16 protein-coding genes and 1 pseudogene are annotated in these 20134 nt (G+C 72.6%); 3 read left to right on the plus strand and 14 right to left on the minus strand.

What is annotated here, in order from left to right:
• Positions 1-10 precede the first annotated feature (10 nt).
• The 5 genes from ACYUD3_RS05205 to ACYUD3_RS05225 form a co-directional block, all read right to left on the minus strand.
• The gene (locus tag ACYUD3_RS05205) at positions 11-1546 is read right to left on the minus strand and encodes a DUF7059 domain-containing protein (RefSeq protein WP_470964333.1); all 1536 of its coding nucleotides are present in this window, start codon (positions 1544-1546) and stop codon (positions 11-13) included.
• A gap of 76 nt (positions 1547-1622) precedes the next feature.
• Complete coding sequence (locus ACYUD3_RS05210; RefSeq protein ID WP_470964336.1) at positions 1623-2213, minus strand: small secreted protein; 591 nt, start codon at positions 2211-2213, stop codon at positions 1623-1625.
• Positions 2214-2437: 224 nt separating this feature from the next.
• The gene (locus ACYUD3_RS05215; protein ID WP_470964339.1) at positions 2438-4783 is read right to left on the minus strand and encodes a sodium-translocating pyrophosphatase; all 2346 of its coding nucleotides are present in this window, start codon (positions 4781-4783) and stop codon (positions 2438-2440) included.
• Between the two features lie 230 nt (positions 4784-5013).
• Positions 5014-5409 (minus strand): ATP-binding protein, encoded by a 396-nt coding sequence (locus ACYUD3_RS05220; RefSeq protein WP_470964342.1) that lies wholly within the window; start codon positions 5407-5409, stop codon positions 5014-5016.
• Positions 5410-5449: 40 nt separating this feature from the next.
• A complete protein-coding gene (locus ACYUD3_RS05225; protein WP_470964345.1) occupies positions 5450-5791 on the minus strand; it encodes an STAS domain-containing protein in 342 nt (113 codons plus the stop codon).
• A gap of 80 nt (positions 5792-5871) precedes the next feature.
• Here ACYUD3_RS05225 and ACYUD3_RS05230 point away from each other — a divergent pair, with 80 nt between their 5' ends.
• Complete coding sequence (locus tag ACYUD3_RS05230) at positions 5872-8316, plus strand: DEAD/DEAH box helicase (RefSeq protein WP_470964348.1); 2445 nt, start codon at positions 5872-5874, stop codon at positions 8314-8316.
• Positions 8317-9179: 863 nt separating this feature from the next.
• Here ACYUD3_RS05230 and ACYUD3_RS05235 read toward each other — a convergent pair.
• From ACYUD3_RS05235 to ssd, 7 genes and pseudogenes are all read right to left on the minus strand, one after another.
• Positions 9180-9569: pseudogene (locus ACYUD3_RS05235) on the minus strand (Rv3654c family TadE-like protein); the annotation flags it as partial.
• Between the two features lie 362 nt (positions 9570-9931).
• The gene (locus ACYUD3_RS05240) at positions 9932-10294 is read right to left on the minus strand and encodes a TadE family type IV pilus minor pilin (protein ID WP_470964351.1); all 363 of its coding nucleotides are present in this window, start codon (positions 10292-10294) and stop codon (positions 9932-9934) included.
• Positions 10281-10439 carry a DUF4244 domain-containing protein gene (locus tag ACYUD3_RS05245; protein ID WP_470964354.1) on the minus strand — a complete coding sequence of 53 codons (159 nt, stop codon included), beginning with the start codon at positions 10437-10439 and terminating at the stop codon, positions 10281-10283. The genes ACYUD3_RS05240 and ACYUD3_RS05245 overlap by 14 nt, the downstream gene beginning before the upstream one ends.
• 134 nt (positions 10440-10573) lie before the next feature.
• Positions 10574-11371: a type II secretion system F family protein gene (locus ACYUD3_RS05250; RefSeq protein WP_470964357.1), complete on the minus strand. Its 798-nt coding sequence runs from the start codon at positions 11369-11371 to the stop codon at positions 10574-10576.
• Positions 11372-11637: 266 nt separating this feature from the next.
• A complete protein-coding gene (locus ACYUD3_RS05255; RefSeq protein ID WP_470964360.1) occupies positions 11638-12522 on the minus strand; it encodes a type II secretion system F family protein in 885 nt (294 codons plus the stop codon).
• Positions 12522-13811 (minus strand): TadA family conjugal transfer-associated ATPase, encoded by a 1290-nt coding sequence (locus ACYUD3_RS05260; RefSeq protein ID WP_470964363.1) that lies wholly within the window; start codon positions 13809-13811, stop codon positions 12522-12524. The genes ACYUD3_RS05255 and ACYUD3_RS05260 overlap by 1 nt, the downstream gene beginning before the upstream one ends.
• Positions 13812-13878: 67 nt before the next feature.
• Entirely contained in the window at positions 13879-14994 is a 1116-nt protein-coding gene (gene ssd, locus ACYUD3_RS05265) for a septum site-determining protein Ssd (protein WP_470964366.1), read from the minus strand.
• A gap of 585 nt (positions 14995-15579) precedes the next feature.
• On the opposite strand from ssd, the gene ACYUD3_RS05270 reads away from it, so the two are divergent.
• Entirely contained in the window at positions 15580-16425 is an 846-nt protein-coding gene (locus ACYUD3_RS05270) for an HAD family hydrolase (protein ID WP_470964369.1), read from the plus strand.
• A 381-nt stretch (positions 16426-16806) separates the two neighbouring features.
• Here the strand turns inward: ACYUD3_RS05270 and ACYUD3_RS05275 are convergent, their stop codons facing one another.
• Positions 16807-17631, minus strand: coding sequence for a Fic family protein (locus tag ACYUD3_RS05275; protein ID WP_470964372.1), 825 nt, complete (start codon positions 17629-17631; stop codon positions 16807-16809).
• A 99-nt stretch (positions 17632-17730) separates the two neighbouring features.
• On the opposite strand from ACYUD3_RS05275, the gene ACYUD3_RS05280 reads away from it, so the two are divergent.
• A complete protein-coding gene (locus tag ACYUD3_RS05280) occupies positions 17731-18711 on the plus strand; it encodes an ATP-binding protein (RefSeq protein WP_470964375.1) in 981 nt (326 codons plus the stop codon).
• A gap of 4 nt (positions 18712-18715) precedes the next feature.
• Here ACYUD3_RS05280 and ACYUD3_RS05285 read toward each other — a convergent pair whose 3' ends face one another.
• Entirely contained in the window at positions 18716-19993 is a 1278-nt protein-coding gene (locus ACYUD3_RS05285) for a polysaccharide deacetylase family protein (protein ID WP_470964378.1), read from the minus strand.
• Between the last annotated feature and the right edge of the window lie 141 nt (positions 19994-20134).

The raw sequence follows: 20134 nt of genomic DNA on the forward strand, positions 1-20134 counted from the left end.
TTTCCGTCCCTCAGATCTCCTCCACCGGCTCCAGGAACCCCTGCTCGACCAGCAGCCGGATCTGCGCGGGCGTGCGGTCGCGCAGCAGGAGCCGGTCCTCGCCGACGAGCTGGGCGATCGCGTCGAGGATCACGCCGGCGCTCAGGGAGCCGTCGCAGACGCCCGCGAACCCGGCGCCCACGGTGTCGACCTTGGTGGCGCGGCGCATCCCCCGGTGCTGGCGCAGGACGACGTGCTCGGGGTCCTCGGCGCCGGGCAGGCCGACCTGTTCCTGGACGACCTCGGCGGCCAGCCGGAAGCGGGCGGCGAGGAGGGCGGCGTCGTCATGGGCGCGCAGGTAGTCGACGCGGGCGAAGTGCGCGAGGACCGCGTCGCCCAGAGGCTGCTCGATGGAGTGCGGCCACTCCTCGACCGTGACGGACGGCTCGGCGGCGCCGGTCTTGCGCAGGGTGATCCAGCCGAAGCCGACCGCCTTGACCTTGCGCGCCTCGAACTCGTCCAGCCAGGCGTCGTAGCGGGCCTGGTAGGCGACCGGGTCGCCCTGGTGGTCGCCGGCGTCGCGCAGCCACAGTTCGGCGTACTGCGTGACGTCCTGGACCTCGCGCTGGACGATCCACGCGTCGCAGCCGCGCGGCACCCAGGAGCGCAGCCGGTCCTGCCAGTCCTCGCCCTCCACGTGCTGCCAGTTGGCGAGGAACTGCGCGTACCCGCCGTCGCCGAGCCGCTCCCCGGCGCCCTGGACGAGCGCGCGGCACAGGTCGTCGCCGCCCATCCCGCCGTCCCGGTACGTCAGCCGGGCGCCGGGCGAGATCACGAAGGGCGGGTTGGAGACGATCAGGTCGTACGTCTCGCCGTCCTTGAGGGGCGCGTACAGGGAGCCTTCGCGCAGGTCGGCGGCGGGGGCGCCGGAGAGGGCGAGGGTGAGGGCGGCGATGTGCAGCGCGCGCGGGTTGAGGTCGGTGGCCGTCACGCGCGTGGCGTGCCGGGCGGCGTGCAGCGCCTGGATGCCGGACCCGGTCCCGAGGTCGAGGGCGGCGCCGACGGGGGTGCGGACGGTGATCCCGGCCAGCGTCGTCGAGGCCCCGCCGACGCCGAGGACGACGGCCTCGTCCCGCCGTCCGATCCCGCCGGCCCCGCCGACGGCGCAGCCCAGGTCGGAGACGATGAACCAGTCCTCGCCCTCGGGGCCGCCGTACGGGCGTACGTCCGCCGTCGCGGCCACCTCGTCGTCGCCCGCGCGGGTGAGCCAGCCGGCGTCCAGGCAGTCGTCGACGGGCAGGACGTCCGCCACGCGCGCGCGGGGCACCGGCTGCTGGAGCAGGAAGAGCCGGACGAGGGTCTCCAGGGGGCTGTCGCCCCGGGTCGCGCGCAGGGCCGGGACGGTCTCGCTGCGGGCCAGCGCCGCGTACGCGGGGGCGCCGAGCAGGTCGAGCAGTCCGTCGGCCGTGAAGGAGGCCGCGAGCAGCGCCGCGCGCAGCCGGGCGGCGACCTCCGCGCGGTCGGCGGAGGGGAGCGGGGGCAGCGGGGGCAGGGTGGCTTCACTCACCCGCGCATTGTCCCCCGCCGAGGGCTCCGGCCCCGCGCATCGGCCCAGGGCATCCGCCCAGGCAGCCCCCGTACCCTCAGCTCCCCGCCGCGGACCTCGCCGACGCCGACGTGGCCACCTGCTTGCAGCTCGCCTGCTTCGCCATCGCCGTCTTCACGTCGCCCTCCTCCAGGTTCTTCAGCGCCGCGTTGCCGCTCTGGCTGAGGGTGCCGAGGGAGGTGGCGATGTCCTGGAGGCCGTCGGCGAACTTGGCCTGGTCCTTGACGTTCAGGGCGTCGACCTTCTGCTTGAGGCCGGCGTAGGACGTGGAGAGGTTGTTCAGGGCGGTCACGGCGGCCTGCTGCTTCTGGGCGCCGTTGTCGACCCCGGGAGGCGCGCCGGCGGTGCTCACGGCGCCCGCGAGGGCCTTGTAGGCGTCGGACATGTCCTGGAAGGCCTGGGAGTCGGTCTTCTGGACGTTCGCGGGGGCGTTGTCGTCCGTCGCGGCCTTCTTGATGGCCTCGTTGGCCGCGTCGACCTTGGCGTCCTGGGCGGGCAGCGCGTCGCAGACCTGCTTGGCCCAGGCGTCGAGCTCCTTGTTCTCCTTCTTGCCGCCGCCACCGCACCCCGTCAGCGCCAGTACCAGTACCGCACCGCCGGACAGCGCGGACGCGAGCTTCTTGTTCACCGGATGGGTCCCTTCACATGGCTCTCGGGCCACGGAAACATACACGCAGGACCGCTGGCCGCCCCAGAACGAATGTCCCCTAAGGGGCGCGGTGAGCCATTTGCACCAAGAGCGGCAAGGGAGAGAAGGCTCACTGCGGGACATCGCACACGGACACGGGCGGGCGCCCGGCGCGTCAACTCACGCCGGACGCCCGCCCCTTGCCCGAAACGGTCAGCCCCGCCTCACGAAACCACCGCCGGATCGGCCGACTTGGACGACGTCTCCTCGTCCCCCACGGCGATCCCGCGCCGCTTGGACACGTACACCGCCGCGACGATCACCACCAGCGAGACCACCGAGATCAGCACTCTGACGCCGACGCTCTTGTCCGCCCCGTACGAGAACTTGATCACGGCCGGCGCGATGAGCAGCGACACCAGGTTCATCACCTTCAGCAGCGGGTTGATCGCGGGCCCGGCGGTGTCCTTGAAGGGGTCGCCGACGGTGTCGCCGATGACCGTCGCCGCGTGCGCCTCGCTGCCCTTGCCGCCGTAGTGGCCGTCCTCGACGAGCTTCTTGGCGTTGTCCCAGGCGCCCCCGGAGTTGGCGAGGAACACCGCCATGAGCGTGCCCGTCCCGATCGCGCCCGCGAGATACGCGCCGAGCGCGCCGACGCCGAGCGTGAACCCGACGAAGATGGGCGCCATGACGGCGAGCAGCCCCGGGGTGGCCAGTTCGCGCAGCGCGTCCTTGGTGCAGATGTCGACGACGCGGCCGTACTCGGGTTTCTCGGTGTAGTCCATGATCCCGGGGTGCTCGCGGAACTGCCGGCGCACCTCGAAGACCACCGAACCCGCCGAGCGGGACACGGCGTTGATGGCGAGCCCGGAGAACAGGAAGACGACCGCCGCGCCCGCGATCAGCCCGACGAGGTTGTTGGGCTGCGAGATGTCCATCATCAGGCTCATCGGCGCCCCCGCCCCGCCGAGCTGCTCCCCGACCTTCTGCGCGCCGGTGGTGAGGGCGTCCCGGTACGACCCGAAGAGCGCCGAGGCGGCGAGGACGGCGGTGGCGATCGCGATGCCCTTGGTGATGGCCTTGGTGGTGTTGCCGACGGCGTCCAGGTTGGTCAGCACCTGCGCGCCCGCGCCCTGGACGTCACCGGACATCTCGGCGATGCCCTGGGCGTTGTCGGAGACCGGCCCGAAAGTGTCCATGGCGACGATCACACCGACGGTCGTGAGCAGCCCGGTCCCTGCGAGCGCGACCGCGAACAGCGCCAGCATGATCGACGTACCGCCGAGCAGGAACGCCCCGTAGACGCTCAGACCGATCAGGAGGGCGGTGTAGACGGCCGATTCGAGGCCGACCGAGATTCCGGCCAGGACGACCGTCGCGGGGCCCGTCAGGGACGTCTTGCCGATGTCGCGGACCGGGCGGCGGGTCGTCTCGGTGAAGTAGCCGGTCAGCTGCTGGATGACGGCGGCCAGCAGGATGCCGATCGCCACGGCGACCAGGGCCAGGACGCGCGGGTCGCCGCCGTGGCCGCTGATCGCGGGGTCGGTGACGCCGCCGAGGTCGCCGTAGGAGCCCGGCAGATAGACGTAGACGGCGATCGCGACGAGCGCGAGGGAGATCACGGCCGAGACGAAGAAGCCGCGGTTGATGGCGCTCATGCCGCTGCGGTCGGACCGGCGCGGGGCGACCGCGAAGATGCCGATCATGGCGGTGAGCACGCCGATCGCCGGGACGAGCAGCGGGAAGGCGAGCCCCGCGTCGCCGAAGGCCACCTTGCCGAGGATCAGCGCGGCGACCAGCGTCACGGCGTACGACTCGAAGAGGTCGGCCGCCATCCCGGCGCAGTCGCCGACGTTGTCGCCCACGTTGTCGGCGATGGTCGCGGCGTTGCGGGGGTCGTCCTCCGGGATGCCCTTCTCGACCTTGCCGACCAGGTCGGCGCCCACGTCGGCGGCCTTGGTGAAGATGCCGCCGCCGACCCTCATGAACATGGCGATGAGGGCGGCGCCGAGCCCGAAGCCCTCCAGGACCTTCGGGGCGTCGGCCGCGTAGACGAGGACCACGCAGGAGGCGCCGAGCAGGCCGAGGCCGACGGTGAACATGCCGACCACACCGCCGGTACGAAATGCGATCTTCATCGCTTTATGAGAGACGGAAGTGAGATCCTTTTCCGGTTCTCCCTCCGCCGGCGTCGCTTCTCTGGCCGCCGCGGCGACCCGCACATTACTGCGTACGGCGAGCCACATGCCGATATAGCCGGTGGCCGCCGAGAACCCCGCGCCGATCAGAAAGAACGCGGACCTTCCGGCCCGCTGTTTCCAGTCGTCCGCGGGCAGCAGCATCAGCAGGAAGAACACGATCACCGCGAATACGCCGAGCGTGCGCAACTGCCGGGCGAGATACGCGTTCGCGCCTTCCTGGACCGCCGCCGCGATCTTCTTCATGCCGTCGGTGCCCTCGCCCGCCGCCAGTACCTGCCGCAGCAGCACACCCGCGACGGCCAGTGCGGCGAGCGCGACGACGGCGATGACCGCCACCAGGACACGATTTCCGTCGGTCAGCTCCGCCATTCGTCCTCCTTGACGCTTGGGCTGAGCTCAAAGATGTGGACGGATTGTAGGTACCGGAACCCGATCAATACAGTGCGAGGCATGCACAATTCGCCGCCGCGTCAAGTAATGCGGCGAGGACATTAGGATTCTTTTGACGAATCCACTGTAAGTGTTAATCGCCGTACCCGCACATGACGAAGGGCCCCGCTCGGCGGGGCCCTTCGGATACTGCGAGAACCGGCCGGACGCTACGCCACCGGAGTGGTCGGCCACGTCATCCGGATCAGCCCTGGGGTGACCTGGACGTCGTCCACGAGCCCGCTGATGACCGCGAGCCCCATGTCGTCCTCCTCGGCGTCGACGCCGCCGGAGCCCCCGTCACCGGGGACCACGACGGGCGCCTCGTCACCGACCTCGATGGAGAACTGTTTCTCCTCCTCGATGAGCCGCACCTCGACGGGCGCGGCGAGACCCGCGCTCTGGTGCAGCCCCACGGCTCGGGTACAGGCCTCGCCGACGGCGAGCCGGACCTCGTCGAGTACGGCCTCGTCCACTCCGGCCCTGCGCGCCACCGCTGCCGCCACCAGCCGGGCGGTCCTGACGTGCTCGGGCAGCGCGCTGAAGCGGAGCTCAACGGTGGCCATGCGTCCCCCTCGGAAACTCGGGCGTGCTGTCGGGGCGGGATCAGTCGACAGCCTGCACCGCGTCCTCGACCGAGGTGTGGATCGGGAACACCTTGGTGAGGCCCGTGATGCGGAAGATCTTCAGAATGCGCTCCTGGTTGCAGACCAGGCGCAGCGAGCCCTCATGGGCACGCACCCGCTTGAGCCCGCCGACCAGCACGCCGAGCCCGGTGGAGTCGAGGAAGTCCACACCCTCCATGTCGACGACGAGGTGGAAACTCCCGTCGTTCACCAGCTCGACCAGCTGCTCCCGCAGCTTGGGCGCGGTATATACGTCGATTTCGCCACCGACCTTGACGATCGTACGATCGCCGATGGTCTCGGTCGACAGGGACAGGTCCACGGAACCTCCAGCACCTTGCTATCGAGCGGTCGCCCTATGGGACACCTCGGCAGGAGCCCCTGGACGGTTCGCCGGCCGCGATGGCATTCAATCACTTACCGGCGGGCGTGCACGACGCCTTCGGCCCATTGTCCGTCACGCCGGTGACACACTCGGTGCCGATGGCCAAGAATCTGCGCTCCGACCGACTCCCGCCGGCGAACGCCCCGAAGGCGACCCTGGACCAGCTCGCCGCCGGGCCGAGCCGGTCCGCGCGCATCACCCATACGGAGCACTTGCCCCCCAGGGCGGGCCGTCATGCCGTCTGGCCTGACCGAATCCGCGCGGAGGTGGTCGCGGCCGTGCAGGCGTACGGCATCCAGCACCCCTGGGCGCACCAGGCACTGGCCGCCGAGCACGCCCTGGACGGCGACTCGGTGGTCGTCGCCACGGGCACGGCGTCAGGCAAGTCCCTGGCCTATCTCGTACCGGTCCTCTCCGCGCTCCTGGACGGCTCCGAGGCCCCCAACGGGCGCGGCGCGACCGCCCTCTACCTCGCCCCGACGAAGGCGCTCGCGGCCGACCAGCTGCGTTCGGTGAAGGAACTTTCACAACCGCTGCGCCCCGCGGTGCGTCCCGCGGCCTACGACGGGGACACCCCGGTCGAGGAACGCGAGTGGATCCGCCAGTACGGCACTTATGTGCTGACCAACCCGGACATGCTGCACCGGGGCATCCTGCCGTCGCACCCCCGCTGGTCCTCCTTCCTGAAGTCCCTGAAGTACGTCGTGGTAGACGAATGTCACACCTACCGGGGCGTGTTCGGCTCCCATGTCGCGCAAGTCCTGCGCCGGCTGCGGCGGTTGTGCGCCCGCTACGGCTCCGACCCGGTGTTCCTCCTGGCGTCCGCGACGGCCGCCGAACCCGCGCTGGCCGCCGGCCGCCTGACGGGCCTGCCGGTCGTCGAGGTCGCCGACGACGCCTCCCCGCGCGGGGAGCTGGTGTTCGCCCTGTGGGAGCCGCCGCTGACGGAGCTGCGCGGCGAGAAGGGCGCCCCGGTGCGGCGCACGGCGATAGCGGAGACCGCCGATCTGCTGACCGACCTCGCCGTCCAGGGGGTGCGCACGGTCGCCTTCGTGCGCTCGCGGCGCGGGGCCGAGCTGATCTCCGTGATCGCGCAGGAGCGGCTGGCGGAGGTCGACCGCTCGCTGGCCCGGCGGGTCGCGGCCTACCGGGGCGGCTATCTGCCCGAGGAGCGGCGGGCGCTGGAGCAGGCGCTGCACTCCGGCGAGCTGCTGGGGCTCGCGGCGACGACGGCCCTGGAGCTGGGCGTGGACGTCTCGGGCCTGGACGCCGTCCTGATCGCCGGGTACCCGGGCACCCGCGCGTCGCTGTGGCAGCAGGCGGGGCGCGCGGGGCGGGGCGGCGAGGGGGCGCTGGCGATCATGGTCGCCAGGGACGATCCGCTGGACACGTTCCTCGTCCACCACCCCGAGGCCCTCTTCGACCAGCCGGTCGAGTCGACGGTCCTCGACCCCGACAACCCGTACGTCCTCGCGCCCCACTTGTGCGCGGCGGCGGCGGAACTGCCGCTGACCGAGGAGGACTTCGCCCTGTTCGGCCCCTCGGTGCCGCAGCTCCTCCCCCAGTTGGAGGCGGCGCAGCTGCTGCGCCGGCGGACGCGGGCGTGGCACTGGACGCGGCGGGAGCGGGCCGCCGACCTCGCGGATCTGCGCGGGGAGGGCGGGCAGCCGGTGCAGATCGTGGAGACCGGCACGGGCCGGCTGCTCGGCACGGTCGACGCCGGTTCCGCCCACACGGCCGTCCACGAGGGCGCCGTCCACCTCCATCAGGGCCGCACCTACCTGGTCCGCGCGCTGGACCTGGAGGACTCCACGGCCCTCGTGGAGGAAGCGAACCCGCCGTACTCGACGGTGGCCCGCGACACGACGGCCATCTCCATCCTGGAGACGGACACCGAAGTCCCCTGGGGCGAGGGGCGGTTGTGCTACGGCTCGGTCGAGGTCACCAACCAGGTCGTCTCCTTCCTGCGCCGCCGGGTGCTGACCGGGGAGGTCCTCGGTGAGACCAAGCTCGACCTGCCGCCGCGCAAGCTCCGTACCCGCGCGGTGTGGTGGACCCTGACGGAGTCCCAGCTGGACGCCGCCCGCATCAACCCCGAGTTCCTCGGCGGCGCCCTGCACGCCGCCGAACACGCCTCCATCGGCATGCTCCCCCTCTTCGCGACCTGCGACCGCTGGGACATCGGCGGCGTCTCCGTCCCCCTGCACCCCGACACCGCCCTCCCCACGGTCTTCGTCTACGACGGCCACCCCGGCGGCGCCGGCTTCGCGGAACGCGCCTTCCACACGGCCCCGAGCTGGCTGAGAGCAACCCAGGAGGCCATCAACTCCTGCCCCTGCGAGACGGGCTGCCCTTCCTGCATCCAGTCCCCCAAGTGCGGCAACGGGAACGAGCCGTTGCATAAGCGGGGGGCTGTGCGGGTGTTGGGGGAGTTGCTTCGGGGGGTGCCGGGAGGGGGGTAGGCGGGGAGGGTAGGCGGGGGTTGGGGTGAGGGGGAGCGGGGAGGCGGGGGCTGGGGCGGGAAGGAACGGGAAGTGGGCGCCGGAGTCAAGGGTGTTCGGGGAGTCGGCGGCTGGGGCGAGAGGGAGCGGGGAGCAAGCGCCGGAGTCAAGAGGGCACGGGGAGTTGGCGGCCGGGGTTAGGGCGTGCGGGGGGTGGGTGCCGGAGTCAAGGGGGCTCGGGGCGAAGGGGAGCGGGGGATGGGTGCCGGAGGCAAGGGGGCGCGGGGAGTGGCTGGTTGGGGCGAAGGGGCGCGGGGAGCGGGCGCCGGAGGGAAGAGTGTTCGGGGAGCCGGCGGCCGGGGTGAGGGTGGGCGAGGAGTCTGCCGCTGAGGTGAGGGTGTGCAGGGAGGTCGCGGGCGCGGCGAGGCGTGCGAGGGTCCGGCGGAGGGCTGGGGCTGAAGCCGCCAGGGCTCGGCGGAGGGCTCGGCGGAGGGCTCGGGCGGGGGCGGAAGCCGTCAGGGGCTGGCGGAGGCGGGTCCAGGTGCCGGTGGTTCGAGGTGCCCGTGAATCGGTCGGTCCATTCATTGCTCGGCCTCCGACAGGGTGGTCGGCGTCCCCGTAGACGGCGGCACGACTGGCCGGACCGTTCATCGTTCGGCCCCCGACAGGGCGGTCGGCGTGCTCGTCGGCGGCGGCACAACCGGCCGGCCCGTTCATCGCTCGGCCCCCGACAAGACGGTCGGCGCACCCATGGGTGACGGCACAACCGGCCGGCCTGTCCATCGCTCGGCCCCCGACAAGGCGGTCGGCGCACCCATGGGTGACGGCACAACCGGCCGGCCTGTCCATCGTTCGGCCCCCGACAGGGCGGTCGGCGCACCCGTCGGCAGCGGCACAACCGGCCGCGCCGACGCCGGCGGACCCGCCCGGGCCCGGACCTCCGCGACGAAGGGTCCCTCCCCCGAGGCCACCGACACATCAGAGACCTGCCCCACCAACACGCACCGCACGAGCCGGGTCCCCTGAGCCCGGGTCACGGCGTCGGCCCGCGCGCAAGCCTCCTCGGGCCCCGCCGCCCAGCGCCCGGCCACTGCCAGCGCGGCCAAGTCGGCCCCGACAGCGGCCCGATGCCGGACCACGACCGCGTGCCCGAGGGAGAGCACGAGCCCGAACACCACACACAGCACGGCGATGGCACCGACACTCCATACGCTGGCGGAGCCTTGGTCACCCGACGGCGGGCATACGCGGGCGAAACCTTGGTCATCCGACAGCGGGCGCCGGTCCAGGAGACGCCGGTTCACGGCGCCCGCCGGTACACAGAACACGCGGCCCCGCCGACGAGGGCTCCCGCCAGAACCCCAACGCCGCACGACATCCCCCGGCCCGCAGGGTTCCCCGCCCCGCAGCACAGCACCCCCCGGCCCACACCACTCCCCGCCCCGCAGCACAGCATCCCTATCCCTCAGCCCACAGCGCTCCCCACCCCGCCCACTCGACGCCCCTGAAAACACCCCGAGCCGATGCCGAAACCATCCCAGGGAAGCCCCCGGGGCAGCCTCGGTGGACCCCGGGGCGTCCCGAGAGCACCCCAGGGAAACCCCCCGCACCCGGCCACCGCCCCAGCGCACCCCCCTCACTCCGCCCCCTCCCCACCCTCGACCAACCCCACGGCCTCCCCGCGCACCTCGAACGGCACCGCCCCCAGCCCGGCGGGCCTCGCCACGACCGTCACCCGGACCTGCTCCCCCTCGTGAGCGACAGTCACCTGGGCATCGCGCGGAGCCACCTCCCGGACCACCCGGACGACAGCCTCCGCAGGATCCTGCCGAGCCGCCGAGCGGGCGCCGACGCCGGCGGCATCGACGCAGCGGATCTGGGCTAGGACCACGAGCAGCCCCCCGACCAGCACCATCGCGAACGCCACCAGCACCGGCAGCACCACAGCCGCCTCGGCCGTCACCGCCCCCCGGTCCCCACCCCGCTCAGACCCGGACACTGAGCGCCCGCTTCACGATCGCCTGCAACTGTTCGCCGATCCACTCACCGGTCACCACCTTGTAGAACGCCATCGCGAGCCCGACCGCGACGAGGATCCCGACCGCGTACTCACTGGTCACCATCCCGGCATCGCCCTTGCTCATCGCCCGCACCCTGCACACCATCGCCCGCATCCGAGCCCGTACCGCTTTGCGCATCTCAACCCCCGCGAAATCAGATCCCGTTGTTCCTGTGCTCTTGGTCATCAGTCGTCACCCCTCCTCAAAACCCCGCCCCTTCACCCACCCCCTCCCAGCGCCCCGCCCAACGCCCCTCCCGCCAGCCCGATCACGACCGGCACGATCCCCACCACCACGAACGCGGGCAGAAAACACAGCCCCACCGGAGCGGTGACGAGGACAGCGGCCCGCCGAGCCCGGGCGGTCGCCGTACGGCCCCGGTCGGCGCGGGCGTCGGAGGCGAGCCGGGCCACCGGATCGGCGGCGGGCAACCCGGACACATCGGCCCGCTCCAGCAGCCGGGCCAACGCCCCCGCACCCGGCATCTGGGCCAACCTCCGCCAGGCGGCGGCCGGTTCACCGCCCAGCCGCACCTCGGCGGCACCCCGCGCGAGCGCCTCCCCGACGGGCCCGCCCAAGGCCTCCCCGACGGCCTGGGCCGCGATCACCGGACCGGCCCCGGCCGCCACGCACGCGGCCAGCAGATCGGCCGCCAGCGGCAGTTGCCGCACCGCCTCGGCCTCGTCGGCGGCCCTCTCCGGCACCCGCCCCTTCGCCCACCGCCACCGCCACAGCCCCACCCCGGCCAACACCCCCAGCAGAGCCCCCGCTCCCCCACCGACCAACACCCACCCGGTGACGGCCACCGCCACCTCCGGCAACCGCCTGCGGACCGGCTCCCACACCCTCGTACGCGAAGCCGACTCCTCCGCGAGCGCGGTCAACTCCAGCAGCCGAGCCAGCCGTTGCCGGTCCCGCCGCTCGCGCCGCGCCTTCCGCACCCAGCTCACCGACAGCCCCAGCACCAGCGCGATCCCCGCGACCGCCCCCAGCCTGTGCACTACTTCCCCGCCCATCCCGTCTCCCCTCCACACTCTCGAAACGCCCGATAAATCCCGATAGTTCCCATTCGCCTCACTCTTTCTCCGCGCCTCTTCGCCGCGCTCCTTCTCCTTGCCGCGCGCCCTCGCCGCACCCCCATTTCCGCAGCGCCCCGCCTTCTCCCGCCGCTTGCCGCAAGCCGCCCGTCACTTGCCGCCTCCGCGAGCCGCCCACTGTCCGCCGCCCACCGCGAGCCGCGAGCCGCCTGCCACCCGATGCCCCGATGCGAGCCCACCTCCCCTCACACCCCCTCCGCCCCCCGCACGATCCGCGTCACCCACCACACCCCCACCCCCTCCAGCACCCCGCCCAGCACCAGACACCCCACCCCCGGCAAGCTGTGCAGCAGCACCCGCAGCGGATCGGCCCCAAGCGCCGTCCCCAGGGCGAGCCCGAGGACCGGCAGCGCGGCCAGCATCACGGCGGTCGCCCGAGGCCCCGCCAACTGCGCCCGCAGATCCGCCCGTTGATCCCGCTCGGCACGCAACGCCCCCTCCAGCCGGTCGAGTCCGGCCGCGAGGCCGGCCCCCTGGTCGACGGCCACCCGCCAGCAGGCGGCGAGCCCCAGCAGCCCCTCGGCACCCGGCCGCCGGGCCGCGACCGTGAGCGCGCCGGGCACGTCCCCGCCGAACCGGGCCGCCGCCAGCACGGCTGCCTGGGCACCGTCGAGCCCCTCCGACTCCCGGGCCGCCCGCAACAGGGCCTCCCCGGGCTGCCGCCCCGCCCGCACCTCCCCGGCGAGCACCCCGCACAGCCCGATCACCGCGTCGGCGCGCCGCTCCCGGGCCCGCCGCTCCTCGGCCGCCACCCGCACCCGCCGCAGCAGCGGCACCCCGGCCACCCCCACGAGGACCGGCAGAAGCGAGGCCCCCACCAGACCGACGGCGAGCCCGGCCACCGGCGCCCACCACTCCGGCCGCCACCTCCCCCGCAGCCGCCGCACCTCACGCCCGACGTCCCACCGGTCCACCGCCCCGCCCCCGACGTCCCCGCCGCCCGCCAGCAACAGCCGCGCCCGCCGCACCCCTTGCCGCCGCTCCCCGAACGTCCAGATCAACGCCCCGGCGTACAAAGCGGCCACCCCGGTCGTCATCTCCTGCCCCGAACTCCCCCAGGCCATCACCATCACCACCCGTCCCCCACCGTTCCCATCGCCGCGCCCCCGCTCCCGCCGCCACCCCGACCCCACGCCTCGCCTCCGGTCCCCCCTCCGACCCGGTCCCGGACCTCACCCCCGGCCTCCCCCTCGTCCCCCAGCAACTCCCCCAACCGCCCCCACCCGACCTCCCGCACGAACCCCCGCTCCCCCCACCGCAACGCCGGCACGGTCCGCACCAGCCCCGACCCGTCCCGCTCCAGCACATGCACCTCGGCGATCCGCCGCCGCCCGCCGCGATCACGCACCAGATGCAGCACGACCGACAACGCCGCCGCCAACTGGCTGTGCAGCGCGGCCCGGTCGAGCCCGGCCGCCGTCCCGAGCGCCTCCAGCCGCGCGGGCACCCCGGCGGCGGCATTGGCATGGACCGTCCCGCAGCCTCCTTCATGGCCTGTATTGAGAGCGGCCAGCAGATGCACCACCTCCGGCCCCCGCACCTCCCCGACGACCAGCCGGTCGGGCCGCATCCGCAGCGCCTGCCGCACCAGGTCCTCCAACGTCACCAGCCCCGCGCCCTCTTGGTTCGCCGGCCTGGTCTCCAGCCGTACGACGTGCGGATGGTCCGGCCGCAGCTCCGCCGAGTCCTCGGCGAGCACGATCCGCTCCCCCGGCCCGACCAGTCCCAGCAGCGCGCTCAGCAGCGTCGTCTTGCCACAGCCGGTGCCGCCGCTGACGACGAAGGAGAGCCGCGCCCGCATCAGGGCGCGCAGCACCCGGTCCCCGCCCGGCGGCACCGTCCCCGCCGCCGTCAGCTCGTCGAGGGTGAAGGCGCGCGGCCGTACGACGCGCAGCGCCAGGCAGGTGCAGCCGACGGCCACCGGGGGCAGGACCGCGTGCAGCCGGGTCCCGTCCGGGAGGCGGGCGTCCGCCCAGGGGCGGGCGTCGTCCAGGCGCCGTCCGGCGACCGCCGCCAGCCGCTGCGCGAGCCGTCGTACGGCCGCCGCGTCCGGGAAGGACACGGACGTGCGCTCCAGGCCGCCGCCTCGGTCCACCCACACCTGGTCGGGGGCGGAGACCAGCACGTCGGTCACCGAGGGGTCGGCGAGCAGGGGCTCCAGGGGCCCGCTGCCGACCAGTTCGGACCGCAGCCGCGCCGCCGCCGCGAGGACCTCCGCGTCGCCGAGCACCCGCCCCTGTTCCCGCAGTGCCTGGGCCACCCGCGCGGGCGTCGGCTCGGCCCCGCTCTCCGCGAGCCACCGCCGCACCCCGTCCAGCAACTCGGCCCCGCCCCGCTCCAGCCCGGAGAACGTACTCACACCCCGCCCCTCTCGCCCTCGTCCACGAACCGCCGCCCGAACCCCGGCCCCGCAAGGCCCCGCCCCCTCACACCCCGCCCCTCTCGATCAGCGCCCGCTCCCAGAACTCCGCGCAGAACCGCGCCAGCGGCGCCCTCGCCGTCGCCCCCGGCGGTTTCCCGCCGCCGGCCGGCCGCAGCAGGGACGGCTCCGACGGCACCTCCCCGGCCAGTGGAAGCCGCAGCAGCCGCGCGATCTCGCGTTCGTCGAGGCCGGGGGCGTACGGTCCGCGCACCGCGACGCGCAGGTCCTTCAGGACCATGCTCATCGAGGACGCGACCCGCCCGGAGGCGGCGACGGCGCGCAGTTCGGCGGGGACGACGAGGAGGCCGAGGTCGAGCTGGGCGAGGACCTCGGCGACCCCGTCGTCGATGCGGCGGGGCAGGTCGACGACGACGGTGCCGCCCCGGCGCCGGGCGGCGGCGAGCACCGCGCGCACGGCCTGCGGCGGGACCGCGACACAGTCGCCCCGGTCCCAGCTGAGCACCCGCAGCGCGTGCAGCCGGGGCAGCGACTCCTCCAGGGCCCCGCCGCCGACCCGCCCGCGCGAGGCGGCGAACGCGGGCCAGCGCAGGCCCTGGGCGCTCTCCCCGCCGAGCAGGACGTCGAGCCCGCCGCCCAGCGGATCGGCGTCCACGAGGAGGGTGCGCAGCCCCTCCCGCGCGGAGGTGACGGCGAGGGCGCAGGCCAGGGTGGAGGCCCCGGCCCCGCCCCGGCCGCCGATGACGCCGACGGTGAGGGCGGGCCTGCCGACGCCCTCGGCGACGTCGGCGATCCGGTCGACGAGCCACTGCTCGCCGTCGGGCAGCACCAGGACGTGGTCGGCGCCGATCCGGACGGCCCGCTGCCACACCCCCGAGTCGTCCTGGTCACGCCCGATGAGGACGACCCCGCGGCGGCGTACGGCCGTGCGCAGCCGCCGCGCGGCGTCGTCGCCGATCAGGACGAGCGGCGCGGACTCCCAGGCCCTGCCGCGCGAGGGCGGTGAAGGGTGCACCTCGGGTGTGGCGCCGGCGGCGGCGCACAGCCGCAGCAGGTCGTCCAGCAGGTCCATGTCCTCGGTGACGATGAGCGGCTTGCCGGGCCGCCCGCCCGCCGCGGAGCGCGGCGGTTCCTGTGTGACTGATCCAGCCACGATTTCCATCCCCCTTCGCCGCGGAAACACAAGGCCCCGCGCTTTACGGTCGTGTGGAGAGCCGATGCGCGGATCTCCGCGCCGGCCTCGCTGCGGCGGCCGGGCGTAAACCGGCCGTTCGCGTCCGGGAAAGGAACGAGTCTCGAACTCGGCCCGATCGGACGCGGTGGAATCACGATGCGGCGAACCCGGAAATCGTGGGGATCTTGGTCGAAAACTGTGGACGGATCAGTGGTTGTGGATAACTCCGTCACCCGAACCGGTGAGCCCGAACCACTGCGTGGACGACTTCTGTGCGACTTCCGCAGAGCAGTCCGACGGCTACGCAGCGTGACGTTCTGCGGACATGCGAAAGAGGCGGCCGAAGCCGCCTCGGTCCGGCCGTCAGGGCCGTGAAAGGAAGAGAAAACCCACCCGGACATGCGACGACCCCCGCCGGGGGGGAGAGCGGGGGTCGTCCCCACAGCCTGACTCGGGGGGGAGGAGTCGGGCCGGGTTAGCACGGTCGCGAACGATCCGTGACTTCCATGGTGTACCCGAGAGCCCTCTCAGGCAAACCCACGCGCCACACCTTACGCCGAATGGGCTGCACCTATGCTCGGGGACGTGGAAAACCACTCCTTGCCGCACTCCTTGCCCCGCACAGCCGCCTTCTTCGACCTGGACAAGACGGTCATTGCGAAGTCGAGCACTCTCACCTTCAGCAAGTCCTTCTACCAAGGCGGTCTGATCAACCGAAGAGCCGCCTTGCGGACCGCCTATGCCCAGTTCGTGTTCCTCGTGGGCGGTATGGACCACGAGCAGATGGAACGCACCCGGGAGTACCTCTCCGCCCTCGTACGCGGCTGGAACGTCCAGCAGGTGCGGGAGATCGTCGCCGAGACCCTGCACGACCTGATCGACCCGATCATCTACGACGAGGCCGCCTCCCTCATCGAGGAGCACCACACGGCCGGCCGCGACGTCGTGATCGTCTCCACCTCGGGCGCCGAGGTCGTCGAGCCGATCGGCGAACTCCTGGGCGCGGACCGGGTGGTGGCGACCCGCATGGTCGTCGGCGACGACGGCTGCTACACGGGCGAGGTGGAGTACTACGCGTACGGCCCGACGAAGGCGGAGGCCATCAGGGAACTCGCCGAGTCCGAGGGGTACGACCTCCAGCGCTGCCACGCCTACAGCGACTCAGTGACCGACCTGCCCATGCTGGAGGCCGTCGGCCACCCGCACGCGGTGAACCCGGACCGCGCCCTGCGCCGCGAGGCCCTCGCGCGCGGGTGGCCGATTCTCGACTTCCACCGCCCGGTACGGCTCAAGCAGCGCATCCCCTCGTTCTCCGTACCGCCCCGCCCGGCGCTCGTCGCGGCGGCGGCCGTGGGCGCGGCGGCGGCGACGGCCGGGCTCGTCTGGTACGTCAGCAAGCGGCGCACCCCGACCGCCTGACCGAACCTGACCGGATCACACCTGTTTGAGGCGAAAAGTAAAGAACTAGGGGCAGGACTTTCGCTCATCCGGGTCCGGGAGTACAAAGGAGACAGCGGCCCGCGAGACCAAGGACATCCGAGAGGATCACCTTCATTACGCATTTGGCCCCACGGACCACGCATGTGAATCGGGCACCCACGCGACGTCGACCCGTCGATTACGGGCCAGCCGCACCAGGTCACGGGCGAAGATCCCGGCCTGATGGGCAACACATCGAGGACGCTTGGTAACCCGGGGAACATGCCGGCGGCGGTACGAGACTTTCGTACCGCCGCAACCCTTTTATCGGACTTACACCACCCCTTGGGCCGCCTCTTGAGCTGCCCCTTAGGGCACCCCTTATGCCGCCCCGCGCTGAAGCGCCTCACACACGGCCGTCGACTCACGCGCCCCCAGGACGACCGCCCGCCCGCAGTGGGCGATCCAGGCGGCCATCCCCTCGGGCGTGCCGGAGACGTAGCCCTCCAGGGCGGCCAGATAGGCGGCCCGGCCCTGTTCGGCGTGGCCGACCTCGGCGGGGCAGACCGACTTGGGGTCGAGGCCGCTGCCGATCAGGACGATCCGTTCGGCCGCGCGCGCGATGAGCCCGTTGTGCGAGGTGAAGGGGCGCAGCGCGAGAAGCTCCCCGTGGACGACGGCCGCCGTCACCAGGGCGGGCGCGGAACCGCCCGCCACGATCAGCTCAGCGAGCCCCTCGAGCCGCGCGGAGACCTCGTCGGCCCCCGGCAGCTCCAGCTCGACCAGAGGCTCCTCGACGGCCTCTCCGGGCTGCCGTGGCCGTCCGGTCGCCGCGCCCTGTTCGGCCGCCGCGACCAGGTGCAGCCGGGCCAGCACCCGCAGCGGGGACTGCCGCCACACGGACAGCAGTTGGCCCGCCTCAGCGCTCAGCCGCAGGGCCGCGCCCATGACGCGCGCCTCGTCGTCGGCGCTGAAGTCGGTGCGCCGGCGCACCTCCTCCAGGGCCCAGTCCGCCCCGGCCAGCGCCGCCGACCCGCGCGCCCCGCGCAGGGCCGCCTCTCCGGTGATCGCGTTGCTGCGGCGGCGCATGATCCGGTGGCCGTAGACCCGGTCCACGGCCTTGCGCACGGACTCCACGGACTCGGCCACCCCGGGCAGCGAACCCAGGGCCACGAGCGGATCGGCGGTCGCACCTGTCGTACTCATGAGTACGACACTAGCCACTCGGCGGAACACCCCACGAAGGAGTGGTCTTCTCCGTAGTCTTCGCGACGCGCCGGGAGTGCGCCACTACCCTTCGTGAACATGAAAATTGCTTTCGTCGGGAAGGGCGGCAGCGGCAAGACCACGCTCTCCTCCCTGTTCATCCGCCATCTCGCGGCCGTCGGCGCGCCCGTGATCGCGATCGACGCGGACATCAACCAGCACCTGGCGCCCGCGCTCGGTCTGGACGAGGGGGAGGCCGCCGCGCTGCCCGCGATGGGTGAGCGGCTCCCGCTGATCAAGGACTACCTGCGGGGCGACAACCCGCGCATCGGCTCCGCCGAGACGATGATCAAGACCACCCCGCCCGGCACGGGCTCCCGGCTGCTGCGGGTGCGCGAGGAGAACCCGGTCTACGACGCCTGCGCCCGGCCGGTGGAACTCGACGGCGGTGCCGTTCGTTTGATGGTCACGGGCCCGTTCACGGACGCCGACCTCGGGGTCGCCTGCTACCACTCCAAGACGGGAGCGGTGGAGCTGTGTCTCAACCATCTCGTGGACGGCCCGGGCGAGTACGTCGTGGTGGACATGACGGCAGGTTCGGACTCCTTCGCGTCCGGCATGTTCACCCGCTTCGACATCACGTTCCTGGTGGCCGAGCCGACGCGCAAGGGGGTCTCGGTCTACCGGCAGTACAAGGAGTACGCCCGTGACTTCGGCGTCGAGCTGAGGGTCGTGGGCAACAAGGTGCAGGGCCCCGACGACCTCGACTTCCTGCGCGCGGAGGTCGGCGAGGACCTGCTGGTGACGGTCGGGCACTCGGACTGGGTGCGCGCCATGGAGAAGGGCCGCCCGCCCCGGTTCGGCTTCCTGGAGGAGGCCAACCAGGACGCCCTGGCCAGGCTGCGGGCGGCGGCGGACGCCTCGTACGAGCGCCGGGACTGGGCCCGGTACACGCGGCAGATGGTGCACTTCCACCAGAAGAACGCCGAGTCCTGGGGCAACGCGCGCACCGGGGTCGACCTGGCGGCGCAGGTCGACCCCGGGTTCGTCCTCGGCGAGGGTGTCGCCGCAGCCGTGTAAGGACCTACTGCTTGGCCGCCGGGGCGCCCGGGACGCCCTTGGGGGCGGGGGCCGGGTGGGCCGACAGGAAGGACGTCCAGCCCGCCTTGGGGGCTTCGCCGACCTTGAGGGTGCGCAGCTTCTCCAGGGTCTTCGGGTCCTGGGCGTCCAGCCAGTCGGCCAGCTGGCGGAAGGAGACGCAGCGGACGTCGGGCTTGTTGCAGACGCGTTCGACGGTCTCCTGGACGGCCCTCATGTAGGTGCCGCCGTTCCAGGACTCGAAGTGGTTGCCGATGATCAGGGGTGCGCGGTTGCCGTCGTAGGCGCGGCTGAAGCCCTGGAGGAGGCCGTCGCGCATCTCGTTGCCCCACTGCTCGTGCTTGTCGGGGTCGCCCTGGGTGGCCGTGCCGGACTGGTTGACCATGAAGTTGTAGTCCATGGTCAGCTGCTCGTAGCGGTGCCCGGGGAAGGGCACGAGCTGCATGGAGAGGTCCCAGAGGCCTTCCTTGCGGCCGGGCCACACCTGGTCGTTGACGCCGCTGGTGTCGTAGCGGAAGCCCAGTTCACGGCCCGCCTTCATGAAGTTCTTCTGGCCCTCCAGGCAAGGGGTGCGGGCGCCGATGAGCTCCTTGTCGTAGTCGAAGGGCAGGGGCGCCGACTTCGTCATCCCGGTGTTGGTCTTCCAGGTCTTGACGAACTGCTTGGCCTGGGAGATCTCGCTCTTCCACTCGGCGACCGACCACTCGCCGACGCCGCCGTCCTTGCCGCAGAAGTGGCCGTTGAAGTGGGTGCCGATCTCGTTGCCCTCCAGCCACGCGAGGCGCACCTGCTTGACGGTGTCGGCGATGCCCTGCTCGTCGTTGAAGCCGATGTCGGAGCGGCCCGGCGAGTGCTGCGGGGGACGGTAGAGGTCACGTTTCTCCTCGGGCAGCATGTACACGCCGCTGAGGAAGTACGTCATGGTCGCGTGGTTGGCCTTGGAGACCTCGCGGAAGTGCGAGAACAGCTTCTGGTTGTCCTCCCCGGCGCCGTCCCAGGAGAAGACGACGAACTGCGGGGGCTTCTGGCCCGGCGCGAGCCGCTCGGGCCGGGGCAGATGCGGCTGGGCACCGGTGTAGGCGGTGGACCCGTCACCGATCAGGCGTACGGCGTTCTGGGGGGCCGGCGCCGCGGGCTTCACCGCCTTCTGCGGGCCCGCGGCGCCCTCCTTGGCCCCGTCGGAACCGGCTCCGCAGCCGGCGAGCGAGCCGGCGACGGCCGCGACGAGCACGGCACACGCGGCGATCCTCTGGGTGGCGGCCATCTTCCGCCCACCTTCTTCCTTCTCTCGGGACGACGCTGACGGCGCCGCCGGGGCGAGCCGACGGCGCCGTCAAGGTCGCACGGGGCCGAGAAGGAATTAGTACGACAAGCCGATGAAATGCTCACATCACTCCACAGAGTG

Source organism: Streptomyces sp. AMJ-169 (assembly GCF_055597585.1).